Origin of the sequence: Serratia sp. ASV30 (genome assembly GCF_016428815.1) — a bacterium.
GTDB lineage: Bacteria > Pseudomonadota > Gammaproteobacteria > Enterobacterales > Enterobacteriaceae > Chania > Chania fonticola_C.
The window spans coordinates 77,044-103,875 of the sequence record NZ_JAELTL010000015.1 but is presented as its reverse complement, the minus strand read 5'-3'; the positions used below and the strand labels follow the sequence as shown (position 1 = coordinate 103,875).

Below are 26,832 nucleotides of genomic sequence, written 5' to 3'. Positions count from 1 at the left end.
CCCCCCCCCCCCCCCCCCCCCCCCCCCCCCCCCCCCCCCCCCCCCCCCCCCCCCCCCCCCCCCCCCCCCCCCCCCCCCCCCCCCCCCCCCCCCCCCCCCCCCCCCCCCCCCCCCCCCCCCCCACCCCTTTTTTAGTTGGCATCGTCGGCAGCGTCAGATGTGTATAAGAGACAGACAGAGCTTTTTACATGTAACAAAAAAAACACTCAGCCTTTATCGTTACGTGAACGGCAAGTATTAAGTGGTATTTTAATGGAATTTAATTATAAGCAGATAGCTCAAATGCTTTCTATTAGTTCTAAATTGGTGGGGCATTATAAGCGGCTTGCCTTAAGAAAATTAGGAGCAAAGAGTATACAGTCACTGTTAATACCTACTAACTCACTGGATTGAGTTACACCAATTTCGACTCGGGCTCAGATAAATACGCATTTATAAATCCTGTTGACATGAAAAGGCGGTATTACCTGAAAGATGAGTGAGGAGATAGCTTGTTTCTAACGAATTAACAGCGACTTGATCATTGCCTGTCATTCTCTGTTTAAGAGGAAGATAGATACGACGGGAATGTAATAATTAATTGAATAAACATATGGTTACGTATGCACGTGGCACGTCTTCGCTTATGATTGATGTGCTCGCGAGAGTGATTTTAGGCTGGCGAGTCGCCATCAAGAATGGGACAGAAAACGCGTATTATAATTCCGTGATGAACGAGGTTAAAGTTACCCGTGCGCAGTTGGTGCTGCATACTGTGCTCGCTAGTTTACTGCCGTATAGGCAGTAAACTAGCTCACTGCTCCCAAAAAGGTCCCTTAGCAACAGAATCTCTAACCAGCAGCTCCGAAATAAAAACGTTGTCCTTTGACAGATAGCCGCCGTCTAGCATAGCGATCAGCCGGTCGATCACTTCGCTCATCATATCGCTCACCGGGTCTTTAACGCTGGATAACGCCGGGGAGAGATAGGGAGCCGTTGGGATATTATCGAAGCCGATCACGGAGACCTCATTGGGGACGGCAATGCCCGCCTCGTTCAATTTCTTGATGGCACCAATGGCCATATCATCATTGCTGGCCAGTACTGCACTAAACGTGATTTTATCCTTGAGCAAGGACTCCATCGCTGCCGCACCGCTGGCTGGTGTCCACTTTCCTTTAAAGATGAGTTTATCATCAAGCCCGATATCATATTGATTCAAGGCTTCTTTATAACCGGATAATCGCTCAATAGCCGTTGGCGAATCCAGTGAGCCGGTAATAAAAGCGATATTCCGGTGGCCCTGCTCAATCAGGTATTTTGTTGCCTTAAAGCTGGCTCCTTTGTGGTCGCAGCAGATGCAGTGGCTGTGATGTTTTCTCAGCCTACGGTTAACCACCATGATGGGTTGTTTGTGCTGCTCAATGATGTCGTCCATCGCTTCGATGGTTAAGAAACGCGGGTAGATAATGATGGCGTCGCAGCGTAAATCGAGCAGGAATTGGATCGCCTCTTGCTCCTCTGCGGCACTGTGTTTGCCGTCCACCAAAATCAACTGGCGACCGTTGTCTTCCAGCTTTTGCGCCGCCTGGGAAAGTATCTCGCTGAAATAACTGCCGTTATAGAGGGTGTTGGTGACCACCAGGCCAATGCACTGGGATTTATTGGTGGCCAGATTTCTCGCCAGTAGATTGGGACGATAACCCGCTTCTTCGATGGCTTTAAACACCTGATCTTTGGTGGCTTCGCTGACGTACCCTTTGCCGGAAAGAACGCGTGAAACAGTGGCTTTTGAGACGCCTGCTTTTTTTGCCACTTCCTGCATGGTAGACATAGGGTTTTCCCGGCTTTTAACAATTATCCCCATTCTACACATTCCACTGCGTTAGAGCAGGCCATTCGCAGCACCGCAAACCCACTCATGTCGATCTCAGTCACAGAACAGACAATAAATAAATATATCGATTGATCTGCAATCTTAATATCAACACTCTTATGTGAAACCGGTTACCTATCTATGAGAGTGGTCCTCATGTCTAAGAATTATGCGGCGGTATCAAGATCGATAGTGGATGCAGTTGGGGGAGCGAGTAACGTCGCGGCGGTGACTCATTGCATGACGCGTTTACGCTTTGTGCTCAACGACGACACCCTCGTCGATGCCGCCAGGCTGAAGGCAATTGGTGGCGTACTGGGTGTGGTAAGAAGCGAAAATCAGTGTCAGGTGATCATTGGCAACACCGTTTCACAGGCCTATGCCGAGGTGTTGAAACTGTTGCCCGAAGGGGCGGTAGCCCAGCAACCGGCGCCGGAAAAGAGCAAAATCACTCTCAAACGTATCGGTGCGGGGATCCTGGACGCGCTGATTGGCACCATGTCACCGCTGATCCCGGCCATTATCGGCGGCTCGATGGTGAAACTGCTCGCCATGATCCTGGATATGACCGGCGTGTTCGGCAAAGGCTCCTCGACGCTGATTATCCTCAACGTTATTGGCGACGGGGCGTTCTTCTTCCTGCCGGTGATGGTTGCCGCTTCCGCAGCGGTAAAATTCAAAACCAATATGTCGCTGGCGATTGCGATTGCCGGGGTATTGGTTCACCCCGCATTTATCGATCTGATGGCGAAAGCCGCGCAGGGCCAGCAGGTTGAATTTATGGGCATACCTGTCACGGCGGTGAAATACACCTACACGGTGATCCCGGCGTTGTTCATGACCTGGTTGCTCTCCTACATTGAAAGATGGGTCGATCGCATCACGCCAGCCGTGACGAAAAACTTCCTCAAACCGATGCTGATTGTGCTGATCTCTGCGCCGATTGCCATCTTGTTGATTGGCCCGCTGGGCATTTGGATTGGTAGCGGCATTTCCGCGCTGGTGTACACCATTCATAGCTACTTGGGGTGGCTATCTGTAGCGATTATGGGTGGGCTTTGGCCGCTGCTGGTTATGACCGGGATGCACCGCGTATTTACGCCAACCATCATTCAAACCATCGCGGAAACCGGCAAAGAAGGCATGGTGATGCCCTCTGAAATTGGTGCCAACCTCTCGCTGGGCGGTTCATCGTTGGCGGTTGCCTGGCGTACCAAAAACCCGGAACTGCGTCAGACGGCGCTGGCCGCTGCGGCATCGGCGATTGTGGCCGGGATTTCAGAACCCGCGCTTTACGGGGTGGCAATACGCCTGAAGCGCCCGCTTATCGCAGCGCTGATCAGTGGCTTTGTCTGCGGCGGCGTGGCCGGAATTGCCGGATTGGCGAGCCACTCGATGGCCTCTCCGGGCCTGTTTACCAGCGTGCAGTTCTTTGATCCGGCCAACCCAATGACCATTGTCTGGGTGTTTGGCGTGATGATTTTGGCGGTGGTGCTTTCCTTCATCCTTACGCTGTTGCTGGGCTTTGAAGATATCCCGGTCACCGAAGAGGCGGAAAGTGAAAAAGCTAAATCAGCGCCCGCGTTATCCGTATAACCTGTTGTAAAAATGCATATTTGAGAAGAGGTATCTTATGCCAGCATCTGTTTTCCCCGCAGACTTTTTATGGGGTGGTGCACTAGCGGCTAACCAGGCCGAAGGCGCTTACCTTGAGGGCGGTAAAGGGCTGACCACGGTTGATATGATCCCTCATGGCAAAGATCGGCTGGCGGTAAAGCTGGGCCAGCAAAAGCGCTTTGAGCTGCGGGAGGATGAGTTCTATCCCAGCCATGTTGGCATCGATTTTTATCACCGCTATAAAGATGACATTGCCCTGATGGCAGAGATGGGGTTCAGCGTATTCCGTACTTCGATCGCCTGGAGCCGCATTTTCCCTAACGGGGATGAAAGAGTGCCGAACGCGGAAGGGATCGCTTTCTACCGTGACGTTTTCAATGAGTGCAAAAAGCACGGCATCGAACCGCTGGTTACGCTGTGCCACTTTGATGTGCCGATGCATCTGGTGCGGGAATACGGTTCGTGGCGCAACCGGAAAATGGTGGAGTTCTTCACGCACTACGCCCGTACCTGTTTTGAGGCCTTTGATGGTCTGGTGAAATACTGGCTGACATTTAATGAAATCAATATCCTGCTGCACAGCCCGTTCTCCGGCGCGGGGCTGGTGTTCGAGCCAGGCGATAATCAGGAGCAGGTGAAATATCAGGCGGCGCATCATGAACTGTTGGCCAGCGCGTTAGCGACCAAAATCGCCCATGAGGTTAACCCGCACAATCAGGTTGGCTGCATGCTGGCTGGGGGCAATTTCTACCCGTGGTCCTGTAAACCCGAAGACGTCTGGGCTGCGCTGGAGAAAGATCGCGAGAACCTGTTCTTCATCGACGTTCAGGCTCGCGGCGCTTACCCGTCGTACACCAAGCGCCTGTTTCAGGAAAAGGGTATCACTATAGCAATGGAGCCAGGCGACAGTGAGATCCTCAAAAACAGCGTTGATTTTGTCTCCTTCAGCTATTACGCCTCCCGCTGCGCCTCGGCTGATATGAATGAGCACAACAGCAGCGCGGCCAATATCGTCAAATCGCTGAAAAACCCACATATCCAGGCCAGTGAGTGGGGTTGGGGTATCGATCCGCTGGGCCTGCGCATCACTATGAACATGATGTATGACCGTTACCAGAAACCGTTGTTCCTGGTGGAGAACGGGCTGGGAGCGAAGGACGAAATCAATCCGCAGGGCGAGATCGACGACGAATACCGCATCAGCTACTTGCGTGAGCATATCAAAGCTATGGCAGACGCTATCGAGGATGGTATCCCGGTGATGGGTTACACCTCCTGGGGCTGTATCGATCTGGTTTCTGCTTCTACCGGGGAAATGAGTAAGCGCTATGGCTTTGTCTATGTGGACCGCGATGACCAGGGTAATGGCACTTTGGCCAGAACCAGAAAGAAATCGTTTTACTGGTATAAGAAGGTGATTGCCAGCAATGGGGCGGATTTGAGTTAGCCAAATGGGTACCGAAGTGCCCATTTAGACAACTGATAAACCTAAACTTTATGGGCGCTGCTTACAGCGCCCTTTGTTATCAAAACTCACGCCTTCTTCTCAGCCATCTCAAAGCGAGGTGAAACCAACCCGTACAAAGTCCAACCGAAGAATGTAGCAATAGCGCCCCACATCATTGCCTCTTCACCGGAGCTGTAAAGCGCATAGAAGCTATACAGTGCACCAATCACGGCAATCACGTTGGCAATACGCGCCTTGTTCTCCGGTACTTTGGCTACTTTCTGGATAATAATCAGCGCGGCCATCGACAGGATATACGGAATAATATTGGTCACCACGGCCAGGTTAACCAGCACGTTAAACTGCTTATTCAGCGACGGGCTGATGGTCATCAGCGACATCACGCTCTGAATAATCACGATGGTCAGCATGCCTTTAACAGGTGCATCTGATTTACTGACTTTAGAGAAGATTTTCGGGAAGAAGCCGCTGTCGGCAGAGGATTTGAATACCTGGGCGATAGTGAACTGCCAGCCCAGCAGCGAACCCACGCAGGACATGATCATCAACGCCATGATGATTTTACCGACCGTTGGGTTGAACATATGTGAGAACGCCAGGCCAAACGGCGCGGTGGAGTTAGCCAGTTCCATATTTGGCACGATACCGGCGATCACGTTGGTGGAAACAATGTAGATCACTGCGGCACCCAGTGTGCCACCGAGTACGGCGATAGGTACGTTACGTTCCGGGTTTTCTACCACGTCGGTATTGGCACAGGCAGATTCAAGACCGAGGAAAGCCCACAGTGTCATCGAGATAGAAGACCCGATGGCTTCAAAGGTTGGCACCGCATGCGGGTTCCAGGCGGCGAGATAAGCGGTGCCACTGAACCAATACCAACCGATAATCGAGATACCGACCACCGGAATAATTACCCCCCAGACGGTGATCCCGCTGATCTGCCCGGTGATGCGTGCGCCACCGAAGTTGGCAACCGTAGCCAGCCACAGCACGGCGATAGTGGCAATACAGATGCCCAAGGGTGTCAGGGCAACACCAAACAGCTCGGTGCCATAACCCACGGCAGAAATGGCGATGGCGATATTGGCGATCAGCAGCGAAACGCCATAGGTGTAGTTGGCCATAAAGTTGCCAGATTTACCGAAAGCGTACTCGGCATAGCCGCCCATCCCGCCGGATTTACGGCTGAACATGCCGCATTTGGCAAACGCATAGGCTAAGGCCATCGAGCCTACGGCAGTCACCAACCAGGAAACGATGGAGATTGTCCCCACTTCGGCCAGCTTGGTTGGTAGCATAATTATGCCGGACCCCATCATATTAACCGCTGTCAGGATCGTTAATTGCACAACCCCCATCTTATTATTGGATTTGCTCATGATCGTTCTCGCTCTTATATTCCTCAAATTATACCCGTCGTCTTTCAAGCTGCAGCGTTGGTACCTGCGCTATCTCACCCCAGTCACTTACAAAAACGTAAGCTCCTGGGGATGAGATAGCTTGTCGCCTAGCTGCAACTTGAAATCCATAGGGTATGGATTCTTTTTGAAATTCGAGGAATAGCTAAATATGTCTGGCGGCAAGGAAATATGCCGCCTCCGGTAAAGTTAATTACGCTTTCATGACATAGCCGTAAGCCCGGTTCCAGCCATCTTCATCCTGCTGGATATACACGCCTTGTAATTCAGGGGCGAATCCAGGTAATAAATTAATCCCTTCTTCCAGTGCCAGGAAATAGCGTTGAGCAGAGCCTCCCCAGATTTCGCCCGGGACTACGCACAGCACGCCCGGTGGGTAAGGTAATGCCCCTTCAGCGGCAATGCGGCCTTCGGCTTTAGCGAGAGAAACCAGTTCCACCTTGCCACGTACGAATTCGGTATTGGCGGTTTGTGGATCCATGGCGACGCGTGGGAAATGGCTCTTACGGAACATTTCCTTCTGCAATTCTTTCACATTGTAGCTGACGTAGAGATCGTGCATCTCTTGGCACAGCTGGCGCAGGGTGTAGTTCTGGTAACGTTTTTCGTTGTTCTTGTACACGGTCGGCAGGACTTCACTCAGCAAGGAGTCTTGTTCGACGTGTTTTTCGAAGCGGGCAATCAGCGCCACCAGATGCTGCATTTTGGCGATATCTTCCGCCGGGGTGAGCAAGAACAGGATGGAGTTCAGGTCGCATTTTTCGGGCACAATACCGTTTTCGCGCAGGTAGTTAGCCAGAATGGTGGCTGGGATACCGAAGCTGCTGTACTCGCCGCTGGCGGTATCGATGCCCGGCGTGGTCAACAGCAGTTTGCAGGGATCCACAAAGTATTGTGATTCTTCATAACCCTCGAAGGCATGCCATTTTTCGCCAGGGATAAAGTTGAAGAAGCGTAGGTCGTTGGCCATGGCTTCAGTGCTGTAGGATTGCCAAGGTTTACCGTCGATTTGCTCCGGTACGAAAGGTTTGATCATGGTGCAGGTGTCCAACAGCATTTTGCGCGACTCAATGCCGATGCGCACACACTCTTTCCACAGGCGCTGGCCGCTCTTGCCTTCATGCATTTTAGCGTTCACATCCAGTGCGGCAAACAGCGGGTAGAATGGGCTGGTGGACGCGTGCAACATAAAGGCGTTATTGAAACGTTTATGGTTGCAGTAACGATCTTGTCCTTTGATGTGCTTGTCTTTTTTATGGATCTGCGAAGTTTGTGAGAAGCCGGCCTGCTGTTTGTGTACCGACTGGGTAACGATGATCCCCGGATCGTTTTCGTTCAGCTCCAGCAGCAGTGGCGAGCAGTCTTTCATCATTGGGATGAACTGCTCATAGCCGACCCAGGCAGAATCAAACAGGATGTAGTCACACAGGTGGCCAATCTTGTCGACGACCTGGCGGGCGTTATAGATCGTGCCGTCGTAGGTACCCAGTTGGATAATCGCGAGGCGGAATGGGCGAGCGTCGTTAGCGCGTTCCGGTGCAGTTTCACGGATTTGCTGGCGCAGATAGCCTTCTTCAAAGCAGTGAGCATCGATGCCGCCGATAAAGCCGAATGGGTTACGTGCTGTTTCGAGATATACCGGCGTTGCCCCGGCCTGGATCAGCGCGCCATGGTGGTTGGACTTATGGTTGTTACGGTCGAACAGCACCAGATCGCCACGGCTCAGTAGAGCGTTGGTCACTACTTTGTTGGAAGCCGAAGTCCCATTCAACACGAAATAGGTTTTATCGGCGTTGAACACCTTGGCGGCGTGTTTTTGGGCGTCACAAGGCGCGCCTTCGTGGATTAGCAGATCGCCCAGCTTAACGTCGGCGTTGCACATATCGGAGCGGAACAGCGTTTCGCCATAGAAATCAAAGAACTGGCGGCCAGCGGGATGCTTTCGGAAGAACTCACCGCCCTGATGGCCTGGGCAGGCGAAGGTGGCGTTACCCATCTCTACATATTGGGTCAGGGTATTAAAGAACGGCGGTAGCAGCTCGCTTTCATATTTTACCGCTGCGGCTTCCAGCTGCTTGCCGTAGAATTGGGTGTTCTTACCACAGAGTTCAAAAACGCCGTTCAGCGCCGGTAATACGGCGTTATCCAGTTCTTCTTCACAGCAGACGGCGACAAAGATCGGGATGTTTAAACCGGTTTCTTCCAGCTGTGCCACCAGGCCTTGCTGTACGTCTTGCACGGAAAGCACGATGGCGGCTACGTCATTAAAGTCGCTGTGGTGCACATCGCTAATTTCACGTGTGGTTTCAAAACAAGAGAGAGTTTTTTGGTTCGCTGCAATTTTTAGTTTGTTCATTTTTATCATTCTTCAGGCGAAAATATCCCGCCGGCAAATAAGGTCTTTGCCAGGAAGTATTTTCGTTAAAATAAAGGTATGCGTGAGCGTAATCATGTTCATCGAACATAATTAGGTTACGAGTTTATTTTGACGAAATATTTTTTGGGTTCTTAAACGAGGTTGCAATTATGCCGGATCCACTCTGTTTTGAACAAAAACATAGCGATACCGTCGCCGTCAGGCGCAGGGAATGATCGTTGGCATAGGTCTGACTGCAAGACGCAATAAGAACGCAGAGGAGGGAGTTTATCTGAAGTTAAAAAAGGCAAAGCTAAAGCAGCTGCGGTGAGCCATCATCATAATATGTGTAGTTCGTCGGATGTGAGCCATCTTTCTGTTGTTGTTTTCCATTTTCCATCTACCTATGGGTTTCGGACTTGGCGCTATTTTATCCCCTAAATGCGGAAATAAAGTGATGCAGATCACGTTAATTATGCGATTTATACTTAACTATTCAATTTCTATGCATCGAAGTGAATAGCTATGAATTCTGCAGCGAAGGCATATGTGAAGCAATTGCTACAAATGGAGCCAGCGGACTGGATAAATTTGGCTTAGGCTAACTCAACCCCTGAAAACCGCCTTTAATATAAACAGGTAATAGCAGGAATAGAGCTAGGATGTTTTTTATTTGTTATTACTGCGCTCAGGTTTATCTTGCATAAAGATGCATGGATTGCCAATGAATATGCTAGTTTTATGTTGGGCATAATTTGTCGCTAATTGTGACTGCCTTCAAATCTGCGGGTAAGATGGCGGAGGTGAAAAGGAGAACTTACGTTGAATCAGAGTGAAGATCGGCTGCACATTATCCGTTTTCTCAGTAAGCAGCATGTGCTCACGCTGTGTGCCGGTGATGGCACGGCAATGTGGTGCGCCAACTGCTTTTACGTATTCGATGCCGAGCGCATGGCGCTATGGCTGATGACCGAGCCGCATACCCGCCACGGCGAACTGATGCAAAGGAACAACCGGGTGGTTGGCACTATTGCCCCCCAGCCCAAGACCATTGCGTTGATCAAAGGGGTACAATATGCGGGGGAAATCACTCTGTTGGCGGGAGACGAGGCTGAACTTGCCCGAACGCGCTACTGCAAACGCTTCCCGGTGGCCAAGGTGATGAAAGCGCCTATTTGGCAGATCGCGTTGCAGGAAGTGAAGATGACCGATAACACCCTGGGCTTTGGCAAAAAACTGCACTGGGCACGTTGACAAACCAGCTGAATATTAAGGATCGATGGCATGAAAAACACCGAGATAGCCGCATTATCGCTACTGGCGGCATTGGTTTCCCCTGCGATGGCGCAAGATAGCGGCGTTTCCTTTGGCCATAAGAACTGGGAACTGGCCTGTGACAACACCAATACCTGTCGTGCGGCGGGCTACGCTAATGAAGATGAGCCAAGCGATTCGAACGGCTCGGTGCTGCTCACGCGCATTGCTGGCCCTGGCACCGTCCCAACGGGGGAAGTGACCTTGGCGGATTACGAAGGGGGTGACTCAGCCCCGGTGGCAAAGCTGACGTTGTGGATCAACGGCAAGGCGGCGGGGGCGCTCAAACCGACCAAGGATGGAAACTGGAACCTGTCAGCAAGCCAGACTCTGGCACTGATCGGCGCAATCAAAGGCAGCGGCACGGTTGAATTTAAAGGCGGCCCGGCACCTTTCGTGCTGTCAGGCGATGGGGCTTCGGCCACCTTATTGAAGATGGATGATGTGCAGGGGCGTATCGGCACGCCTGGTGCCCTGACTAAAAAAGGCGACAAGCCGGAAAGCAGCGTGCCAGCCGCTATTCCTGCCCCGGTGATCCAGGCAGTGAAGGTGCCCAAGGCGGAAGAACGCCCGCTTACGGCACCCGAGATCGCCGCGCTGACTCCCAAACTGCTGGCGACGCTGAAACCGGATGATTGCGACCGCATGCAGTCCCCACAGGATAATGACGGCGCAAGCGAAGATGGCATCACGCTGACCCCGCTTGGCAATGGTCATGCCCTGATAACCGCCGTGTGTTGGCGGGCGGCCTATAACGAAGGTTACGGCTATTGGGTGATCGACAGTGCCCTGAAGCAGGCCCCGGTCTTGGTGACCAATTCCGGCTCCGGCTATGATGAAGGGATAATCTCAATGGGGCAAAAGGGGCGTGGATTGGGTGATTGCTGGGCTACCGCCAGTTGGGTATGGGATGGCACGGCGTTCCGTCAAAGCAACGAGGCCACCACCGGCCTGTGCCGTTTAATCCATGCGGGCGGAACCTGGGATTTACCGACGTACGTCGCTGAGGTGAAAGCGGCGCAGTAAGGGACCCAGAGAGTCTCCACGGGCAGTTTTGTGCCTTGAGCATACAGAGGTGAGGGGGAAATCATATGGCACGGGTACTGATCACAGGCGCCAGCGGGCTGGTGGGGAGTGAACTGTTGCGTCTGCTGTTGGCAGATAGTCAGGTCACTTCGGTAATTGCCCCTACGCGTAAGGCGCTGCCGCCACACGCCAAATTGCACAACCCGATCGGCAGCGATCTGCACGAGTTGTTGACGCAACTGACACAGCCGGTGGATGCGGTATTCTGCTGCCTGGGTACCACGCGCAGTCAGGCTGGTAGCGCAGAGGCATTCCGCCACGTCGACTATCAGTTAGTGGTTGAAACGGCCCTTACCGGGCAGCGCCTTGGTGCGCAGCATTGCCTGGTGGTGAGCGCTATTGGGGCTAATCCAGGCTCTGTATTCTTGTATAACCGCACCAAAGGGCAGATGGAGCAGGCGCTGCGTGAGCAAAACTGGCCACGCCTGACGTTGGTACGCCCTTCAATGTTGTTCGGTTCTCGTGCGGAGCCGCGTTTGCTGGAGCGACTCAGTCAACCGTTGTTTGGTCTATTGCCTGGTAAATGGAAGGGCGTTGCCGCCAAAGACGTGGCGCAAACGTTGCTGACACAGGCCTTCAGCCCAGGCCGCGGGGTCAAGATTTTAGAATCCGACCAGTTGCACTGCTCGCACCGTTTATAGCTCAACGCAGAGATTATCGAATGCCAGTTCCATGCCGGGCGGCAGTTCGTTGGCCATCAACCATAAATCGAGGTGATGGCTGATGTGCGTCAGCAGCGTACGCCGTGGTTGCAAGCGTTGCTGGATCTCCTGCGCACGGGGCAGATCGTTGTGATTACGCGGTGTCTGTGGCTGCGGCGGCAGGCTGCAATCCAACACCAGTAAATCGAGAGTGACCTGTTGCAGGTAGCGTGTGGTTTCTGGCGGCAGGCCGACGGTGTCGGTCAGGTATGCCAGGATTTTGCCTGCCGCCTGGATCAGATAGCCGTGGGTGAGTTTGGAGTGGATTAACGGCAACGGCGTGACGTGCAGCCCGCCTAGTTCAACCGTTTCAAAGGGATGTAGCGGGGGTTGGAATGCCAGAATACCGGGGTGTTTGAACAAGTCGTCACAGCCTTGTTCATCTGCCGGGCCATAGACCGGGATCGCATTTCCACACCCCCAGCGCAAAGGAAATAACCCCTGAACGTGATCCATGTGGTAATGTGTCAGTAAAAAACGTTGAATTTCCCCCGCCGCAAAACGCCTTTCCAACGAGCTCAATCCCGCGTCCAACAACGTCGTTTCCCCTTCAAATTTGATCATCGCACTGCACGGTCGCCGCCGAAATGCCGGTTCACGCCGCGCCCGTTGGCACACCAGGCATTCGCAGCCAAAGGCGGGCACCTGTTGTGCCCCGCCGGTACCAAGAAAGGTCAGTTGCATGTTGGTTTCCTCTTGTTGACGGTATGGATCTCCCCTCACCCAAAGGGAGAGGGAGCTGGTACGGTGCCGTTTTGGTGCATTGAGCTCTCCATCAATCCCAACCGATACGGAGCTGAAGACAGGTTCGGAAGTTAATTTGTGGCACGTTCTGTCCCCTCTCCTTTTGGGAGAGGGCTAGGGTGAGGGGCGTCACTGTGCTCAAACTTGACTGCTCACCTCATGACAGAGTGTCCTGTGGTTGTTTTTCGGTTAAGGCCAGCAATGCGTCGAGGGTATGTCCGAGATCGCCATTGTTATCCAGCAGGTGGCAGCCAATCGGTAGGGTCTGCTGATAGTCAGCCGCCCGTGCGAGCCGTTGCTCGATCTGTATCGCGTTTTCCCGCCCGCGCTGTTCCAGCCTTTTACGCAACACCGGTGGGGATACCTGTAGGCAGACCGGCAGCAGTTGGGCACCGTAGCGTTGTAGCGCCTGTGGCAGATGAGCGCGGGATCCGTTGACCACCACGTCGATCCCTTGCAATAACCACAGATCGACCTCGATACCAAAGGCGTAATGGTGTTCGTGCGCCTGCCAGTCCAGGGCGAATAATCCTTTGGCGCGGCGGCGCAGAAACTCCTGTTCGCTCAGGGCGATATGGTTCTCGCAGCCAGCATTGGCCGGGCGGGTGATGTAACGGTGCGCCACCAGCGGCCCGGCACCGGTGGCGGCCCGTAACCGTTCGAGCAGGCTGTCCTTGCCTGCTCCGGACGGGCCCATCAGGTAGATGAGATAGGCCATCAGAACACCTGCTTGCCCTGGCGCCAGACGTTTTGCACGTAGATATGCTCGCCGTGCGGCCTGGCTAATACCAGATCGGCGCGCAACCCCTCGGCGATCAGGCCACGATCCTTCAAGCCCAACGCCCGTGCAGGGTTGCGGGTGATCAGTTGTACCGCCTGCGGCAGGCTGAACGCGTTGCGATCGTCGTTTGCCAGACGAAACGCCGCATCCAACAGGCTGGCAGGGTAATAATCGGAAGAGAGGATATCCAGCACGCCAAGGGCCGCTAGATGATGTGCCGCAACGTTGCCGGAGTGTGAGCCCCCGCGCACGATATTCGGCGCGCCCATCAGCACCTGCAAACCTTGCTGATGCGAGGCTCGGGCTGCCGCTTCGGTGGTCGGGAATTCGGCAATCACACTGCCCAGCGCACTGGATTCGCTGACGTGTTCGGCGGTGGCGTCGTCGTGGCTGGCCAGGGCGATATTGCGTGCCCGGCAGTGGGCGGCGATCGCCTCGCGGTTCGGTGTGGCCCAGCGTTCGGACAGACCGATCTGCTCTACCTCAAACTCGCTCATCTGCTGGTCATTGAGGTGATATTTTCCCTGGTAGTATTCACGGTATTTCTCACGGGAAGCGAACTGTCGCTGGCCTGGCGAATGGTCCATCAGCGACACCAAGGACACGCCCGGTTTATCCATCAGCTGTTCGAACAGTGGCAGGGTGCTGCTATGGGGCAGCTCGCAGCGCAGGTGGAGCCGGTGTTCGGCCCGGTTCACTCCGGCTCGCTGGCTGTAGATCACCGCATCGATCATTTTTTGCAGGTTTTCCAGCCGGTGCCCACCGTCGCGCACGTCACCGATCGCCACCGCATCCAGCACCGTGGTGATGCCGTTGGCGACCATCAGCGCGTCGTGGCTGCTCATGGCCGAATGCGCTGGCCAGTCCACGTTGGGGCGCGGAGTGAAAAACTTGTCCAGATTGTCGGTATGCAGTTCAATCAACCCGGGCAGCAACCAGCCGCCTTCGCCATCCAGCGCCTGCGGTAGCTGGCTTGGGGTATCGGCAAAGCTGCGGATCACGCCATCGGTCATTTCCAGTGAACCTGCAACGATCTGGTGTTCCAGCACCAGCTTGACGTTATTGATAATCATGGCGTCTCCAGAACCTGTGGGGCCTGCATGGTATGTAAACGGTCTGCCACCTGCTGACGGGTGCCTTCGTCGTGGAAAATACCGACGATGGCTGCGCCACGCTGTTTGGCCTGTTCGATCAGGTTCACCACCGCCGCGCTGTTGCGACTGTCGAGGGAGGCGGTAGGCTCGTCAAGCAGCAGGATGGGGTAATCCTTGATAAAGCCACGGGCGATATTCACCCGCTGTTGCTCACCACCGGAGAAGGTCGAAGGGGCCAATTGCCAGAGGCGCTGTGGCACGTTGAGCTGGCTGAGTAGGGCTTCGGCGCGTTCACGGCATTCGCTACGCTCAACGCCGGATTCCAGCAGCGGCTGCATCACCACTTCCAGCGCGCTGATGCGGGGTATCACCCGTAGAAACTGGCTGACCCATCCTATGGTGTGGCGGCGCACCGACAGGATCTGACGAGCTTCGGCCTGAACCAGCTCCAGCCAGTCGTTTTGGTGATGGATCCAGATTTTGCCGCTGTCTGGCAGATAGTTGGCATACAGCGAGCGCAGCAGGGTGGATTTCCCGCTGCCGGAGTGGCCATGCAGCACCACGCATTCGCCGCTGTTGACGGTCAGGTTGGCATCCTGCAAAACCGGCAGGCGGGTGCCGTGCTGTTGGTGCAGGACAAAGGTTTTACTCAGGTGTTCAACCCGGATTTTAATTGTCATTATCTCACCTACGTTACGACAGAACCGAAGAGACCAGCAGTTGGGTGTACGGATGGTGCGGGTCGTCCAGCACCCGATCGGTCAGACCGCTTTCCACCACTTCACCTTCCTTCATCACCAGCAAACGGTGGGCCAGCAGGCGTGCTACCCCCAGATCGTGAGTGACGATCACCGCCGCCAGCTGCATTTCCACCACCAGATTGCGCAGCAGATCCAGCAGGCGCGCCTGCACGGAAACGTCCAGCCCGCCGGTCGGCTCATCCATAAACACCAGCTTGGGATGGGTCACCAGATTGCGGGCGATCTGCAAGCGCTGCTGCATACCGCCGGAGAAGGTGGTGGGCAGATCATCCAGACGAGAAACCGGGATCTCCACGTCTTCCAGCCACTGTTTGGCCTGCTGGCGAATATCACCGTAATGGCGCTGGCCGATCGCCATCAGGCGCTCACCGATGTTGCCACCGGCAGACACCTGTGGCCGCAGACCATCGAGCGGATGCTGATGGACCACTCCCCAGTCGGTGCGCAGCAGGCGGCGGCGATCGCTTTCTGCCATCGCGTACAGATCCTGCTGTTGTCCCGGTTGTGGGCGGTAAAGGATCTGCCCCTGTTGCGGGGCCAGCCGGGCGGAGATCGACTTGAGCAGCGTGGTTTTACCCGAGCCGGATTCGCCGACGATGCCCAGCACTTCACCGGGATAAATATCGAATGACACGTTGCTGAAACCCTTGCCCGGCGCGTAAAGGTGGGTGAGGTTGTCGACCGTCAGCAACGGCGTGGCACTCAATGGAGCGGAAGTCATCAGTGCGATACCTCTTGGTTGAGTTGTTGCTGGCAGAAATCGGTGTCTGAGCAGACGAACATTCGGCTGCCCTGGTCGTCGAGCACCACCTCATCCAGATAGCTGTGGCGCGAACCGCATAGAGCGCAAGGTTCTTCCCACTGCTGCACGCTGAACGGATGGTCGTCAAAGTCCAGGCTTTCCACCTTGGTAAACGGCGGCAGGGCGTAAATGCGTTTTTCACGCCCGGCCCCGAACAACTGCAATGCGGGCATCATGTGCATCTTCGGGTTATCGAATTTTGGGATCGGCGAAGGGTCCATCACATAGCGATCGTTAACCTTCACCGGATAGGCATAGGTGGTGGCGATATGGCCATAGCGGGCGATATCTTCATACAGCTTCACCTGCATCACGCCGTACTCTTCCAGCGCGTGCATCTTGCGCGTCTCGGTCTCACGCGGTTCGATAAAGCGCAGTGGCTCGGGGATGGGCACCTGATAAATCAGGATTTGATCCGCCTGTAAGGGCGTTTCCGGAATACGGTGGCGGGTCTGGATCAGCGTAGCTTCTGGCGTGCGCTCGGTGGTAGCAACCCCGGCTACGCGCTGGAAGAAACGGCGGATAGAGACCGCGTTGGTGGTGTCGTCGGCACCCTGGTCGATAACCTTCAGCACGTCGGCACGGCCAATGATGCTGGCGGTGATCTGGATGCCACCGGTGCCCCAACCATAAGGCATTGGCATCTCACGGCCACCAAACGGCACCTGATAACCGGGGATCGCCACCGCCTTGAGGATGGCGCGGCGGATCATGCGCTTGGTTTGTTCATCCAGATAACCGAGGTTATAGCCGGTCAATACTTCACTCATGGCGGTTCTCCTGAAGAGCGGCAAATTCCTGCTGCAGGCGTTTGAGCAGCTCCAGCTCAGCCTGGAAATCGACGTAGTGCGGCAGCTTGAGGTGGGAGACAAAACCGGCGGCCTCCACGTTATCGGCGTGCGCCAGCACAAACTCTTCGTCCTGCGCCGGGCCCGCAACGTCTTCGCCGTACTCGGCGGTTTGCAGGGCGCGATCCACCAGCGCCATCGCCATGGCTTTACGTTCCGAGCGGCCAAATACCAGCCCATAGCCACGGGTGAAGTGCGGTGGGCGGTCCTGCGGGTCGACAAAACCGTTCACCATCTCGCACTCAGTCAGCAGGATCTCACCGATATCGACGGCGAAACCCAACTCTTCCGGCACGATCTCCACGGTAACGTAACCGCTGCGGATCTCTCCAGCGAACGGATGGTTACGGCCATAGCCGCGCTGGGTGGAGTAGCTCAGTGCCAACAGAAAGCCCTCATCGCCACGCACCAGTTGCTGTAAGCGCGCCGAGCGGGAGCAGGGATAGACCGGCGGGTTGCGGGTAATATCGTCCGGAGTGCTGCCGTCATCTTCTTCTGCCAGCGCCAACCGTTGCTGATTAAGCAGGTCGAACACGTGGGCGCAGCTCTCTGGTAGCGGTTCATCGGCCTGCGGTGTCGAAGGTGTTTCACCGTTGGCCAACAGCGCAAAATCCAGCAGGCGGTGGGTATAGTCGTAGGTCGGGCCGAGCACCTGGCCGCCAGGCAAGTCTTTGTAAACCGCTGAGATGCGCCGCTCAAGCCGCATGTTCTCGCTAACCAGTGGTTCGCTGACGGCCAGGCGCGGTAGGGTGGTACGATAGGCGCGCAGTAGGAAAATAGCCTCTACCAGATCGCCGCTGGCCTGTTTGATGGCCAGTGCAGCCAGTTGGCGATCGTAAATACCGCCCTCTGTCATTACCCGGTCAACCGCCAGGCCAAGTTGTTCACCGATTTGCTCAGCACTGAGCGCTGGGACAGTTTCGTCACCCCGGCGCAGATTTTCCTGAAGTTGATGGGCAGCCTCGATGGCCTTTTCGCCCCCTTTCACCGCAACGTACATCAGCACTCCTCCACGCGGGTGGTTCTTGGTAGCGCCATCAGGCGCTCACCGCAGGTCAAGATAATGTCCAGGCCCAGCGGGAAGCGCTGAGGCCGTTCGAGTAGATAAGCCCGTAGTGCAGCTGGCAACGGCGGGGAGATTTCCCGTTGTTTTTCAATGCCGGGGCCGGAAAGGCGCAGTGTGTGGCTGCCTGCCAATGCGGCAATTTGCACTACCAACGTGGCACCGAACTCCGGTGAGACTTCACTGCCGTGGGGTAAAGCGCTTAGTTCGGCAGGCCGTAACTGGTCATCCCATACCGCAAGTTGGATATCTTCCTGCCGGGTAGCCAGCGGAGCACCGGTATGAAAACGAATGTTAGTTAGCACTTGCTCACTATTTAGTGTGGAGCAGAGCTGAAGCGGGGTTTCCTGATCCGCCAGCGTCAGTATCACGGCGGTGCTGGCGGCGTTCAGCGCACCCCATGTCGGGCAACCAGGCAGTTCAACAATCACGCCAGGTTCACTCAACGCCTTTAAAATCAAACGGAAAGCAGACTGGGATTGCTCAATCGGCTGGTCAAAGCCGGCTAATAACGTCATGGTTTAATCCCCTCGCACCAGCGTAAAGAAGTCTACCCGGCTGGCAGCTACGGCACGGGCGCGCAGTTGGCGCTGCTCCTGTTGCAGTGCGGCCAGGGGCTCGATCAGTTGAAGCTGTAGCAATTCATGGTTGGCGGGTTGTTGTAGCAAGGCGTCGATCAGCGCACAGAGTTCGGCATGTTCCCTGTCACGCCCGGTTACGTAGCTGTAGCCTTGGGCACCGTTTTCCAACTGCACCACGGCGCGGGTTACGGTCATATCGCCCAACACAAAGCGGCGGCCGGTCGCTCCCATCCGTCCTAGCAGCTGTGTCAGGCCAATCTCAGGGGCGCGCAGGCGCTGGTAGCTTGGGTTGAGGTTCAGCGCCTGCCAGTGGCTGCGCAACTGGGCGGGTTGGCTATGCGCCAGGACCGACATCCAGCGTTGTCTCTGCTGTAAGGATTGCATTCAGTGCTCCATCGTCAGTTCGATCATGTCGGCGCGCGCCAGGCTGACGGAGTATTCCGCCACCAAATCGCTGCCGATACAGGTATTTAGGGTGCGTACGCATAGCAAGGGGGCATGGGTGGCGATCTCCAGCAGGCGGCTCTCTTTGGCCTGGGCACGTCGTGCGCTGATGCGGGTTTGGCGGCGTGTCAGCGGCTGGTGGATCTGCTGTTGGATAAACTCATGCAGCGAGCCGCTGTGGAACTGTTGCAGTGCGGGCCACCAGTCCAGATCGGGCAGATAGTGGTCGATCACGCTGAGAGGAACGCCGTTCACCCGGCGCAGGGTGCGTAAGTGGATAATAGTTTCCCCCTCTTCACGGTTGAGCGCGCTGGAGATATGCCCATTGCACGGGCGTAAAACAGCAAGTAAGCGCTCACTGGTGGGGTGGCTGCCCTGCTCGAACAGGTTCTGGCTGAAGCGGGTATTGGCGTGCAGCGGATAGTTATACGGGCGTAGCAGCACCAGAATGCCGATGCCGTGGCGGCGCTGCAGCCAACCGCGCTCTACCAGCTCGTCTACGGCGCGGCGCAGCGTGTGGCGATTGACCTCAAAACGCTCGGCAAGCTGTTGTTCTGATGGCAGATAATCTCCACAGCGGTATTGGCTGCACAGCTCCTGCTCCAACTGGGCGGCGATCTGCTGATATCGGGTGGGATAACTGGTCGGATGTCTAGATAAGTGCGTCATAGCTAACACCTCGGCACTTCGGTTGGGGGAGAAAGCGAAAAAGCGGCGATAGCATTCATGATCGGCACTCGGTAACAAAGTTGGGCTAATGTTGCCGGGGGCAGATGACAATCAGGTGACGCGTAGGTGGCGAACTGATGAACTATTTGGGACAGGGAGATGATGGTGTGTGGGGTTAGGACGGGGTGATATTTTGAAAGGGAAGAAGGGGGCGCAGCGTACGCTGCACCAAACCGGACAAACTAGCGCAGCTTGTGCACCACCTGATTAGCGCTACCGCGCCAGATCAGCGCCGGGTCTTTTAAATCCTGCACAAACTTGCCGTCTATCAACACGTTAATCCGATCGACGATCTGCATCTGCTCGCTATTCAGTTCATCCAGCTTATAGCCTGTCCACAGCCAGATATCTTTGCCGGGGCATTCGGCGTGTACTCGCTTGACCAACTGCAATACGGCGGCGACGTTGGCCGGGTGCAGCGGATCGCCACCGGACAGCGACAACCCTTGGCGTGGAATACGCGTGTCGTTGAGATCGGAAATGATTTGGTCTTCCATCTGCTGGGTAAACGGCAGGCCGGAGTTCAACCGCCAGGTGCTTTTGTTATAACAACCGGGGCATTGGTGCACGCAGCCTGCGACAAACAGCGTGCAGCGGGTGCCGGGGCCGTTGACCACGTCGATAGGATAATACTGGTGAAAATTCATAGTGTTGCGTTCTTTTATATTGCCCCTCACCCCACCCCTCTCCCACAGGGAGAGGGAGCTGGTACGGTGCGGTGGTCAGGTATGGAAGTCACCTGTGACGCATCCACTCATCTCAAGCCTCTCCTTTAGTAAGAGGGAACTGGCCCGATGTTGTGCTTAGATGCAGAAGTTACTCTGTAGCTAGACTATGTTGAGGATGAATGCTGTCGTTAAGAGTGGCACATTCGGTCCCCTCTCCCTGTGGGAGAGGGTTAGGGTGAGGGGGCATTCGCGATAGTTAGCCGATCTGCCCATTGCCCAGGTGTTTCACCCGGCGTTTCACCTCTTCCTGCTTACCGGCGTTGAACGGCCGGGCATCCGGGCTGCCCAGATAACCACACACGCGGCGGGTCACCGACACTTTTGCCGAATCATGGTTGCCACATTTCGGGCAGGTGAAGCCCTTGCTGGTGCAGGAGAACTCACCGGTGTAGCCACACTCGTAGCATTCATCGATCGGCGTGTTGGTGCCGTAATAAGGCACGCGGGTGTAGCTGTAATCCCACACGTCTTCCAGCGCCTTCAGGTTGTGCTGCAGGTTCGGGTATTCGCCGTAACAGATGAAACCGCCGTTGGCCAAAGGTGGATACGGTGCCTCGAAGTCCAGCTTGTCGTACGGGTTAACCTTTTTCTCCACGTCGAGGTGGAAACTGTTGGTGTAATAACCTTTGTCTGTCACCCCAGCGACTACGCCAAACTCGCTGGTATCCAGGCGGCAGAAGCGATCGCACAGGTTCTCACTTGGCGTGCTGTACAGGCTGAAACCGTAGCCAGTTTCTTCTTTCCAGCTTTCGGTGGCGTTTTTCAGGCGCTCAACGATGGCGATAGCTTTGGCGCGCAGTTGCTCGTCGTCGTACACGTGTTTTTCTGCGCCAAACAGTGCATTGATGGTTTCATGCACGCCGATGTAGCCCAGCGAAATCGAGGCGCGGCCGTTCTTGAAGATCTCCGCGATATTGTCGTCGGCCTTCAACCTTACGCCGCAGGCTCCTTCCATATACAGGATCGGTGCCACGCGGGCCTTGATGCCTTCCAGGCGGGCAATGCGGGTCATCAGGGCTTTCTTGGCCAGCAGTAGACGCTCATCCAGCAACTGCCAGAAACGCTCTTCGTTACCCTGAGCTTCCAGAGCAATACGCGGCAGGTTCAGGCTGATCACGCCGATATTGTTGCGGCCATCGTGGATCTGCTCGCCGTTCTCTTCATAGGTGCCAAGGAAGCTGCGGCAACCCATCGGCGTTTTAAACGAACCGGTGACCTTGACCACCTGATCGTAATTGAGAATGTCCGGATACATGCGTTTGCTGGCACATTCCAATGCCAACTGTTTGATGTCGTAGTTGGCGTCACCAAATTTGTGATTCAGGCCGTCGCGGATAGCGAAGACCAGTTTCGGGAACACGGCGGTTTTACGGTTTTTACCCAGCCCGGCGATGCGATTTTTCAGGATCGACTGCTGGATCATGCGCGATTCCCAACTGGTGCCCAGGCCGAAACCGAAGGTGACAAACGGCGTCTGGCCGTTGGCGGTGTGCAGGGTATTGACTTCGTATTCCAGAGACTGGAAGGCGTCGTAGCACTCTTTCTCGGTGCGGGTCATCGCATAGCCAGCCACGTCCGGGATCTGCCACTGCTGCGCTACCTGCTGATGCTTGTGGAAGCTCTCGGTAACGAAGGGGGCCAGGATCTCATCGATTCGGTTGATGGTGGTGCCGCCATAAATGTGGCTGGCGACCTGGGCGATGATTTGCGCGGTCACGGCAGTGGCGGTGGAGATCGACTTCGGCGGCTCGATCTCGGCGTTACCCATCTTGAAGCCGTTGGTCAGCATGCCTTTCAGATCGATCAGCATACAGTTGAACATCGGGAAGAACGGTGAGTAGTCGAGATCGTGATAGTGGATTTCGCCGCGCTCATGCGCCAACACCACGTCGCGCGGCAGGATATGCTGTTTGGCGTAGTGCTTGGCAACGATACCGGCCAGCAGATCGCGCTGGGTAGGGATCACCTTGCTGTCTTTATTGGCGTTCTCATTGAGCAGCGCGACGTTGCTTTGTTCCACCAGACCACGAATTTCCTGATTCAACCGCCCGCGCAGCTCACGCGAGACGTCACGATCGTGGCGATATTCGATGTAGGTACGTGCCAGTTGCTTATACGGGCCAGACATCAGCTGGTTTTCTACCGCCTGCTGGATTTCGTGGATGTCGACACGCGGTCGGTTTTCCATCTGTTGAGCGACCACGCGGGCGACGGTAGCACAGTAGTCGGCATCGACAACGTCAGCGGCCAAAGCGGCCCGCTCGATGGCCTGCTTGATCAGCATCTCGTCAAAAGATACCTGGCAACCGTCCCGTTTAATCACTACTGGTTTCACGTTGTAACTCCTGTCCCCATGGGGGAGCGTCGGCTTATCCACAGGGCAAAACCGCAGGGCGCAAGGGCTGCGGAGGGTGTGGATGATATTGTGGATAACTACTACATATAGTTGATTGAATCTCTATGGGCACTATATATGGGTGTGGTGCCGCTTTTTTTGACGTGGGTCAAAGAATGGGGGGAGCAGTTTGAACCCTGTACAGTTACCCGTTACAGGAATATTTGTAACCCTCGCTATCAGCGGCTTGAATGGAAAATGCCGATTATCCGAAAGATCGTTAAAGCGTGATTGCGATCGCATCATGTCGATTAGCGGCGAAAATGCGCCAGTAAAAAATCGACCCAGACGCGCACCCGTGGTGGCAGATCTGCCGAGGCATAGTAGAGCCAGATTTGCGTGGGTTTTGGCCAGTGATCTTGCAGCACTGGTAGTAAGGTTCCCTGGGCAAAATGTTGTTCCACATACCAGCGCGACAGGCAAGCTATGCCCAGCCCGGCCAGCGCGGAATCTAGCAACATCTCCGGGCTGCTGGCAGTCAGGCGGCCATGCAGATCCAGCGTTTTGTGTGCCAGTGGCCATTTTACATTTCGCCCGGTGGCAGGATTGCGGTGCAGCAGGCAGCTATGTTGCAGCAGATCTTCCGACACCTGCGGTGTGCCATGTTGGGCAAGGTAACCGGGGGAGGCGACCAATAGCATCTGCATCGGGTAGAGCGGGCGTGCCACCAGCCGGCTATCGGGATCGACCTGGCTGCCGATGCCCACATCAAAACCTTCACCGACGAGATTCACCACCCGGGCATCCAGCGACAGATCCAGATCGATCATCGGGTAGCGTTGTAAAAACTCAGGGATCAGCGGCATCAGTACCTGGCGGCCAAAGCCTGGGATCATGCTGACGCGAACGCTACCGGCAGGAGGGAGTTGTGCGCCCCCGGCCAGCTCCAGCGTGGCGGTCAGCGCTTGCCATAGCGGTGCCACCTGCTCCAGCAGGGCTTTGCCTTCGTCAGTCAGTACCACGCTGTGGGTGTTGCGTTGGAACAGCCGCAGCGCCAGCTTCTCTTCCAGCACGCGGATATTTTTGCTAATCGCTGCCGGGGTCACGCCCAGCTGGCGTGCAGCGGCGGAGAAGTTTTGTGTTTGAGCGGCGCTGAGAAACGCCGGTAACAGGCGGTGCACGTCAATCGGCAGCGACATAGTGGTTTATACTTTAGGTTGAAGTTAATGTGACTGTTTACAGACTACACCGGAAACGCAGGAAATGAAAAAATGGCTTACTTTCGATACACAAGGATTTCCCCATGTCGCGTATTTTAGTGTTGGCCGCTCACCGTTTCCCTGACGATTCCCGTATCAATAAGGCGCTGATCGAGGCGCTGCGTCCTTTACCTAACGTCACCGTGCATGAACTGATGCGCGTTTACCCTGACTACCAGATTGATGTGGCCCGCGAGCAGGAACTGTTGCAGGCGCACGATGTGGTGGTGATGCTGTTTCCGTTCTATTGGTACAGCTCACCGGCGATCCTCAGCGAATGGCAGGATGCGGTATTAACCCACGGTTTCGCCTATGGCAGCGAAGGTACCCAACTGCAAGGTAAGCCTTTGCAACTGGTGGTCAGCACCGGGGGCAATGCGCAGGCCTATTCACCGGCAGGGTATAACCGCTATCCGGTGGCCGACCTGCTGCGGCCATTTAACGCCGTTGCTAACCTGACTGGCATGGATTACCTGCCGCCACACCTGGTGCAGGGCGTATTTGATATGAGTGATGAAGTGTTGGCACAGGAAGCGACGAAGGTAGTGAAACTGGTACAGAGTTTTTAAGTTCGGGGACATCGTGAACACTTAACACCGAAGTTTGTTGCTCGGTGGTAAGTGTGGCAACCGCTTGATGACTAGCTCGGGCTACTCCCTCTCCCTTTGGGAGAGGGTTGGGTTGAGGGGCCGTATTACAGAATACCTGCGCCGATTGGGAACAGCGGATCGACCGAATCGTGCGGCACGTCCTCTTTCTGGTCCAGCACCGCCTGCCAACTGGATGGCAGCTCAAACGGTAACTTACCCTGAGCCTTGCTCTTGCCGGTGATCACATCCAGCACCGCCTCATCGGATGCGCCGAAGTTGGCCAGCAATACGTCGGTTTTATCCACGATGTTGGTCAGGATCGCCGGGCGATCGAGGTAAACGGAAATCACCGTTGGAATGTTGAGCGCCTTCACCTGTTTGATCAACTGATAGTCTTCACTGCCGCTGTAAGTGCCAGCTTTCTGATCCAGCACCACGGTATCGGCATCGTCAAAGCCCAGTTGGCCGAAGTTGACCGAAACGCCAAACGGGTAGTGCGGATCGTTCTGATGCGGTGTATCTACTCGCAGGATGGCGATCTCTGCCTCCTCCGGCGTAGCGACGACTTCCAACCCATAGCGGGCCGCCACGGTAGCGTTGACGTTATGCAGGAACACCTTCTTGCCGCTCAGTGCCAGTGGCAACAGGGAATTATTATTCTGCAACAGGATCTGCGCACGGCGCTGTGCATCATCCCCTTTCTGCTGGAACTCCGCGTTACCGACAATTTTCACCGCTTTGGCTTCGTCCACGTAAGGTTTCTCAAACAGCCCTAGCTCAAACTTTTGCTGCAAAATACGTGTGACGGAAGCGTCGATGGTGGCGATCGGCAGCTGTTGCTGGTTGATGGCTTCTATCAGATCGCTGGGATCGCTGGTACCACCGAACTGATCGATCCCGGCTTCCACCGCTTTCACTACACGTTCCTGGCGGGTGAGGTTCTCCACGCCCCACGACATGCCGATCCCGGCAGCCCAAGGCGAGACTCCGGCGGCGATGTCGGCATCGCTGATACCGGTGGCGCATTTACCTTCGCAGCTTTCCAGGATGCCCCAGTCACTCAGCACTACACCGGTGAAGCCAAAGCGGCCACGCAGCATCTCGGTCAACACCTGCTTATTAAAGCCAAAGCCTACTTCTTCAATCAGCTGATCCTTGTACCACAGGTTGATCGGTTGGCCGTAATAGGGCATCACCGAGGCCACATTGGCGGCAAACGCCCCTTCGAACGGTACCAGGTGGTATTCCAGATTCTCGCCTGGGTAAACCTGCTCTTTGCCAAAGATATTGTGTGGATCCAACCCGCCAAGCTGTGGACCGCCACCGGCAAAGTGTTTTACCACGGTGATGACGCTGTCTTGGGTCAAGCCTTTATCACCATGCTGGAAGCCTTCGATATAAGCTTGCACCTGGCGTTTGGCGAGCTGGTTATCCTCGCCGAAGGTACCGTTGATACGGCCCCAGCGCGGTTCGGTGGCAAGGTCGGCCTGCGGTGATAACGCCATATGGATGCCAACGGCCCGGTACTCCTGACGGGCAATATCACCAAAGGTTTTGGACAGTGCCGTATCATCGATTGCCGCCAGGCCGAGCGGTTCTGGCCATTGTGAGAAGCTGCCTGCCGCGACGCTGGTGGCATTAGGATCGTTAACGAAGTGGTTGCGCGGGTCGGTACTGATGGTCACCGGGATACCGAGGCGAGACTTCTCGGCCATTTCCTGCAGCGCATTGTTATCGGCGGATATATGCTGTGGATCGCCCGCCATACGGGTAATGAAGGTGTTGACGAAGCGCTGGTTAACATCTTCTTCGGCGGCGCTGATATCGACGCGGCCAGCACCATTGAGGCCGATGGTGCCGTGCATCATGGCACCGGCTTTTTCTTCCACGTTCATGCGGGCGGTCAGGTCGCGGGCGCGGGTGGCGCTATCAAGACGCCAGTCTTCATAAGGGTCTAGCTGGCCGTTTTTATTCAGATCTTTAAATTTCAGCCCGTCGACGGTAAGCGTGGGAATATTTCTGCTCTCCAGCTCCGCCTGATTGCTCGGAGTAATCTTGGTGTCATTATTGTCACAGCCGGTCAATCCGGCGGCTAATAAACCACTGACTATAAATATCGACTTCCTTTTGATGGTCATAAAAGTGCTCCATTTCACGAGAGGTAAAAAGGCAGATGGAAAAAATCAGTCTGGTGATTTAATTAAAATTGTTATATTTATTATGTAGTTATTTTTTTAAGCTAATTTTTTCCTATT

At 55.3% G+C, this 26,832-nt stretch carries 25 protein-coding genes; 7 read left to right on the top strand and 18 right to left on the bottom strand.

Features of this window, described 5'->3' with window-relative positions; genetic code table 11:
* The first annotated feature begins 159 nt into the window (after positions 1-159).
* The gene (locus JHD74_RS27040) at positions 160-393 is read left to right on the top strand and encodes a helix-turn-helix transcriptional regulator (RefSeq protein WP_199062533.1); all 234 of its coding nucleotides are present in this window, start codon (positions 160-162) and stop codon (positions 391-393) included.
* A 400-nt stretch (positions 394-793) separates the two neighbouring features.
* Here the strand turns inward: JHD74_RS27040 and JHD74_RS09445 are convergent, their stop codons facing one another.
* Complete coding sequence (locus tag JHD74_RS09445; protein ID WP_199062531.1) at positions 794-1,813, bottom strand: LacI family DNA-binding transcriptional regulator; 1,020 nt, start codon at positions 1,811-1,813, stop codon at positions 794-796.
* A gap of 198 nt (positions 1,814-2,011) precedes the next feature.
* Between JHD74_RS09445 and ascF the strand changes: the two genes are divergently transcribed.
* Positions 2,012-3,451: a PTS cellobiose/arbutin/salicin transporter subunit IIBC gene (gene ascF, locus JHD74_RS09440; RefSeq protein WP_199062529.1), complete on the top strand. Its 1,440-nt coding sequence runs from the start codon at positions 2,012-2,014 to the stop codon at positions 3,449-3,451.
* A gap of 37 nt (positions 3,452-3,488) precedes the next feature.
* Entirely contained in the window at positions 3,489-4,919 is a 1,431-nt protein-coding gene (locus JHD74_RS09435; RefSeq protein WP_199062527.1) for a 6-phospho-beta-glucosidase, read from the top strand.
* Between the two features lie 86 nt (positions 4,920-5,005).
* On the opposite strand, the gene potE is transcribed toward JHD74_RS09435, so the two are convergent.
* The 3 genes from potE to speFL form a co-directional block, all read right to left on the bottom strand.
* Positions 5,006-6,322 carry a putrescine-ornithine antiporter gene (gene potE, locus JHD74_RS09430; protein ID WP_024529041.1) on the bottom strand — a complete coding sequence of 439 codons (1,317 nt, stop codon included), beginning with the start codon at positions 6,320-6,322 and terminating at the stop codon, positions 5,006-5,008.
* Between the two features lie 232 nt (positions 6,323-6,554).
* A complete protein-coding gene (gene speF, locus JHD74_RS09425; RefSeq protein ID WP_199062525.1) occupies positions 6,555-8,717 on the bottom strand; it encodes an ornithine decarboxylase SpeF in 2,163 nt (720 codons plus the stop codon).
* A gap of 288 nt (positions 8,718-9,005) precedes the next feature.
* Positions 9,006-9,110: a leader peptide SpeFL gene (gene speFL, locus JHD74_RS09420; protein ID WP_112363015.1), complete on the bottom strand. Its 105-nt coding sequence runs from the start codon at positions 9,108-9,110 to the stop codon at positions 9,006-9,008.
* A 429-nt stretch (positions 9,111-9,539) separates the two neighbouring features.
* Between speFL and JHD74_RS09415 the strand changes: the two genes are divergently transcribed.
* From JHD74_RS09415 to JHD74_RS09405, 3 genes are all read left to right on the top strand, one after another.
* Positions 9,540-9,971, top strand: coding sequence for a YhbP family protein (locus JHD74_RS09415; RefSeq protein WP_024529039.1), 432 nt, complete (start codon positions 9,540-9,542; stop codon positions 9,969-9,971).
* 30 nt (positions 9,972-10,001) lie between these two features.
* Positions 10,002-11,057 (top strand): DUF1176 domain-containing protein, encoded by a 1,056-nt coding sequence (locus JHD74_RS09410; RefSeq protein WP_199062523.1) that lies wholly within the window; start codon positions 10,002-10,004, stop codon positions 11,055-11,057.
* Between the two features lie 65 nt (positions 11,058-11,122).
* Positions 11,123-11,758: an NAD(P)H-binding protein gene (locus JHD74_RS09405; RefSeq protein ID WP_199062521.1), complete on the top strand. Its 636-nt coding sequence runs from the start codon at positions 11,123-11,125 to the stop codon at positions 11,756-11,758.
* Here the strand turns inward: JHD74_RS09405 and phnP are convergent.
* The 13 genes from phnP to JHD74_RS09340 form a co-directional block, all read right to left on the bottom strand.
* A complete protein-coding gene (gene phnP, locus JHD74_RS09400) occupies positions 11,753-12,502 on the bottom strand; it encodes a phosphonate metabolism protein PhnP (RefSeq protein WP_199062519.1) in 750 nt (249 codons plus the stop codon). The genes JHD74_RS09405 and phnP overlap by 6 nt on opposite strands.
* A 217-nt stretch (positions 12,503-12,719) precedes the next feature.
* Positions 12,720-13,280 carry a ribose 1,5-bisphosphokinase gene (gene phnN / locus JHD74_RS09395; protein WP_024529446.1) on the bottom strand — a complete coding sequence of 187 codons (561 nt, stop codon included), beginning with the start codon at positions 13,278-13,280 and terminating at the stop codon, positions 12,720-12,722.
* Positions 13,280-14,416 carry an alpha-D-ribose 1-methylphosphonate 5-triphosphate diphosphatase gene (gene phnM, locus JHD74_RS09390; protein ID WP_199062516.1) on the bottom strand — a complete coding sequence of 379 codons (1,137 nt, stop codon included), beginning with the start codon at positions 14,414-14,416 and terminating at the stop codon, positions 13,280-13,282. Before phnM ends, phnN begins: the two co-directional genes overlap by 1 nt.
* Positions 14,413-15,117, bottom strand: coding sequence for a phosphonate C-P lyase system protein PhnL (phnL, locus tag JHD74_RS09385; protein ID WP_199062514.1), 705 nt, complete (start codon positions 15,115-15,117; stop codon positions 14,413-14,415). Before phnL ends, phnM begins: the two co-directional genes overlap by 4 nt.
* Before the next feature lie 13 nt (positions 15,118-15,130).
* Positions 15,131-15,919, bottom strand: coding sequence for a phosphonate C-P lyase system protein PhnK (gene phnK, locus JHD74_RS09380; protein WP_024483394.1), 789 nt, complete (start codon positions 15,917-15,919; stop codon positions 15,131-15,133).
* Positions 15,919-16,770: an alpha-D-ribose 1-methylphosphonate 5-phosphate C-P-lyase PhnJ gene (locus tag JHD74_RS09375; protein WP_024529442.1), complete on the bottom strand. Its 852-nt coding sequence runs from the start codon at positions 16,768-16,770 to the stop codon at positions 15,919-15,921. Before JHD74_RS09375 ends, phnK begins: the two co-directional genes overlap by 1 nt.
* Positions 16,763-17,848: a carbon-phosphorus lyase complex subunit PhnI gene (locus tag JHD74_RS09370; protein ID WP_199062512.1), complete on the bottom strand. Its 1,086-nt coding sequence runs from the start codon at positions 17,846-17,848 to the stop codon at positions 16,763-16,765. The genes JHD74_RS09375 and JHD74_RS09370 overlap by 8 nt, the downstream gene beginning before the upstream one ends.
* Positions 17,848-18,429 (bottom strand): phosphonate C-P lyase system protein PhnH, encoded by a 582-nt coding sequence (gene phnH / locus JHD74_RS09365; protein ID WP_024529440.1) that lies wholly within the window; start codon positions 18,427-18,429, stop codon positions 17,848-17,850. The genes JHD74_RS09370 and phnH overlap by 1 nt, the downstream gene beginning before the upstream one ends.
* 3 nt (positions 18,430-18,432) lie before the next feature.
* Positions 18,433-18,876: a phosphonate C-P lyase system protein PhnG gene (gene phnG, locus JHD74_RS09360; protein ID WP_024529439.1), complete on the bottom strand. Its 444-nt coding sequence runs from the start codon at positions 18,874-18,876 to the stop codon at positions 18,433-18,435.
* Positions 18,877-19,605 (bottom strand): phosphonate metabolism transcriptional regulator PhnF, encoded by a 729-nt coding sequence (phnF, locus tag JHD74_RS09355; RefSeq protein WP_024529438.1) that lies wholly within the window; start codon positions 19,603-19,605, stop codon positions 18,877-18,879.
* 242 nt (positions 19,606-19,847) lie between these two features.
* On the bottom strand, positions 19,848-20,312 hold the full coding sequence (gene nrdG / locus JHD74_RS09350; protein WP_065684291.1) for an anaerobic ribonucleoside-triphosphate reductase-activating protein: 465 nt from the start codon (positions 20,310-20,312) through the stop codon (positions 19,848-19,850).
* Between the two features lie 277 nt (positions 20,313-20,589).
* On the bottom strand, positions 20,590-22,728 hold the full coding sequence (nrdD, locus tag JHD74_RS09345) for an anaerobic ribonucleoside-triphosphate reductase (RefSeq protein ID WP_024529434.1): 2,139 nt from the start codon (positions 22,726-22,728) through the stop codon (positions 20,590-20,592).
* Between the two features lie 311 nt (positions 22,729-23,039).
* Positions 23,040-23,927: a LysR family transcriptional regulator gene (locus JHD74_RS09340; protein WP_199062510.1), complete on the bottom strand. Its 888-nt coding sequence runs from the start codon at positions 23,925-23,927 to the stop codon at positions 23,040-23,042.
* 104 nt (positions 23,928-24,031) lie between these two features.
* On the opposite strand from JHD74_RS09340, the gene JHD74_RS09335 reads away from it, so the two are divergent.
* Complete coding sequence (locus tag JHD74_RS09335) at positions 24,032-24,556, top strand: NAD(P)H-dependent oxidoreductase (protein WP_024529432.1); 525 nt, start codon at positions 24,032-24,034, stop codon at positions 24,554-24,556.
* Between the two features lie 125 nt (positions 24,557-24,681).
* On the opposite strand, the gene JHD74_RS09330 is transcribed toward JHD74_RS09335, so the two are convergent.
* Positions 24,682-26,715, bottom strand: a complete 2,034-nt coding sequence (locus tag JHD74_RS09330) for a glycoside hydrolase family 3 N-terminal domain-containing protein (RefSeq protein WP_074028348.1) — start codon at positions 26,713-26,715, stop codon at positions 24,682-24,684.
* Between the last annotated feature and the right edge of the window lie 117 nt (positions 26,716-26,832).

Bases quoted from the DNA above. Each gene is read 5' to 3' on its own strand.
- JHD74_RS09445 (WP_199062531.1), bottom strand. From the start codon at position 1,813: ATGTCTACCATGCAGGAAGTGGCAAAAAAAGCAGGCGTCTCAAAAGCC.
- ascF (WP_199062529.1), top strand. From the start codon at position 2,012: ATGTCTAAGAATTATGCGGCGGTATCAAGATCGATAGTGGATGCAGTT.
- JHD74_RS09435 (WP_199062527.1), top strand. From the start codon at position 3,489: ATGCCAGCATCTGTTTTCCCCGCAGACTTTTTATGGGGTGGTGCACTA.
- potE (WP_024529041.1), bottom strand. From the start codon at position 6,322: ATGAGCAAATCCAATAATAAGATGGGGGTTGTGCAATTAACGATCCTG.
- speF (WP_199062525.1), bottom strand. From the start codon at position 8,717: ATGAACAAACTAAAAATTGCAGCGAACCAAAAAACTCTCTCTTGTTTT.
- speFL (WP_112363015.1), bottom strand. From the start codon at position 9,110: ATGGAAAACAACAACAGAAAGATGGCTCACATCCGACGAACTACACAT.
- JHD74_RS09410 (WP_199062523.1), top strand. From the start codon at position 10,002: ATGAAAAACACCGAGATAGCCGCATTATCGCTACTGGCGGCATTGGTT.
- JHD74_RS09405 (WP_199062521.1), top strand. From the start codon at position 11,123: ATGGCACGGGTACTGATCACAGGCGCCAGCGGGCTGGTGGGGAGTGAA.
- phnP (WP_199062519.1), bottom strand. From the start codon at position 12,502: ATGCAACTGACCTTTCTTGGTACCGGCGGGGCACAACAGGTGCCCGCC.
- phnN (WP_024529446.1), bottom strand. From the start codon at position 13,280: ATGGCCTATCTCATCTACCTGATGGGCCCGTCCGGAGCAGGCAAGGAC.
- phnM (WP_199062516.1), bottom strand. From the start codon at position 14,416: ATGATTATCAATAACGTCAAGCTGGTGCTGGAACACCAGATCGTTGCA.
- phnL (WP_199062514.1), bottom strand. From the start codon at position 15,117: ATGACAATTAAAATCCGGGTTGAACACCTGAGTAAAACCTTTGTCCTG.
- phnK (WP_024483394.1), bottom strand. From the start codon at position 15,919: ATGACTTCCGCTCCATTGAGTGCCACGCCGTTGCTGACGGTCGACAAC.
- JHD74_RS09375 (WP_024529442.1), bottom strand. From the start codon at position 16,770: ATGAGTGAAGTATTGACCGGCTATAACCTCGGTTATCTGGATGAACAA.
- JHD74_RS09370 (WP_199062512.1), bottom strand. From the start codon at position 17,848: ATGTACGTTGCGGTGAAAGGGGGCGAAAAGGCCATCGAGGCTGCCCAT.
- phnH (WP_024529440.1), bottom strand. From the start codon at position 18,429: ATGACGTTATTAGCCGGCTTTGACCAGCCGATTGAGCAATCCCAGTCT.
- phnG (WP_024529439.1), bottom strand. From the start codon at position 18,876: ATGCAATCCTTACAGCAGAGACAACGCTGGATGTCGGTCCTGGCGCAT.
- phnF (WP_024529438.1), bottom strand. From the start codon at position 19,605: ATGACGCACTTATCTAGACATCCGACCAGTTATCCCACCCGATATCAG.
- nrdG (WP_065684291.1), bottom strand. From the start codon at position 20,312: ATGAATTTTCACCAGTATTATCCTATCGACGTGGTCAACGGCCCCGGC.
- JHD74_RS09340 (WP_199062510.1), bottom strand. From the start codon at position 23,927: ATGTCGCTGCCGATTGACGTGCACCGCCTGTTACCGGCGTTTCTCAGC.
- JHD74_RS09335 (WP_024529432.1), top strand. From the start codon at position 24,032: ATGTCGCGTATTTTAGTGTTGGCCGCTCACCGTTTCCCTGACGATTCC.
- JHD74_RS09330 (WP_074028348.1), bottom strand. From the start codon at position 26,715: ATGACCATCAAAAGGAAGTCGATATTTATAGTCAGTGGTTTATTAGCC.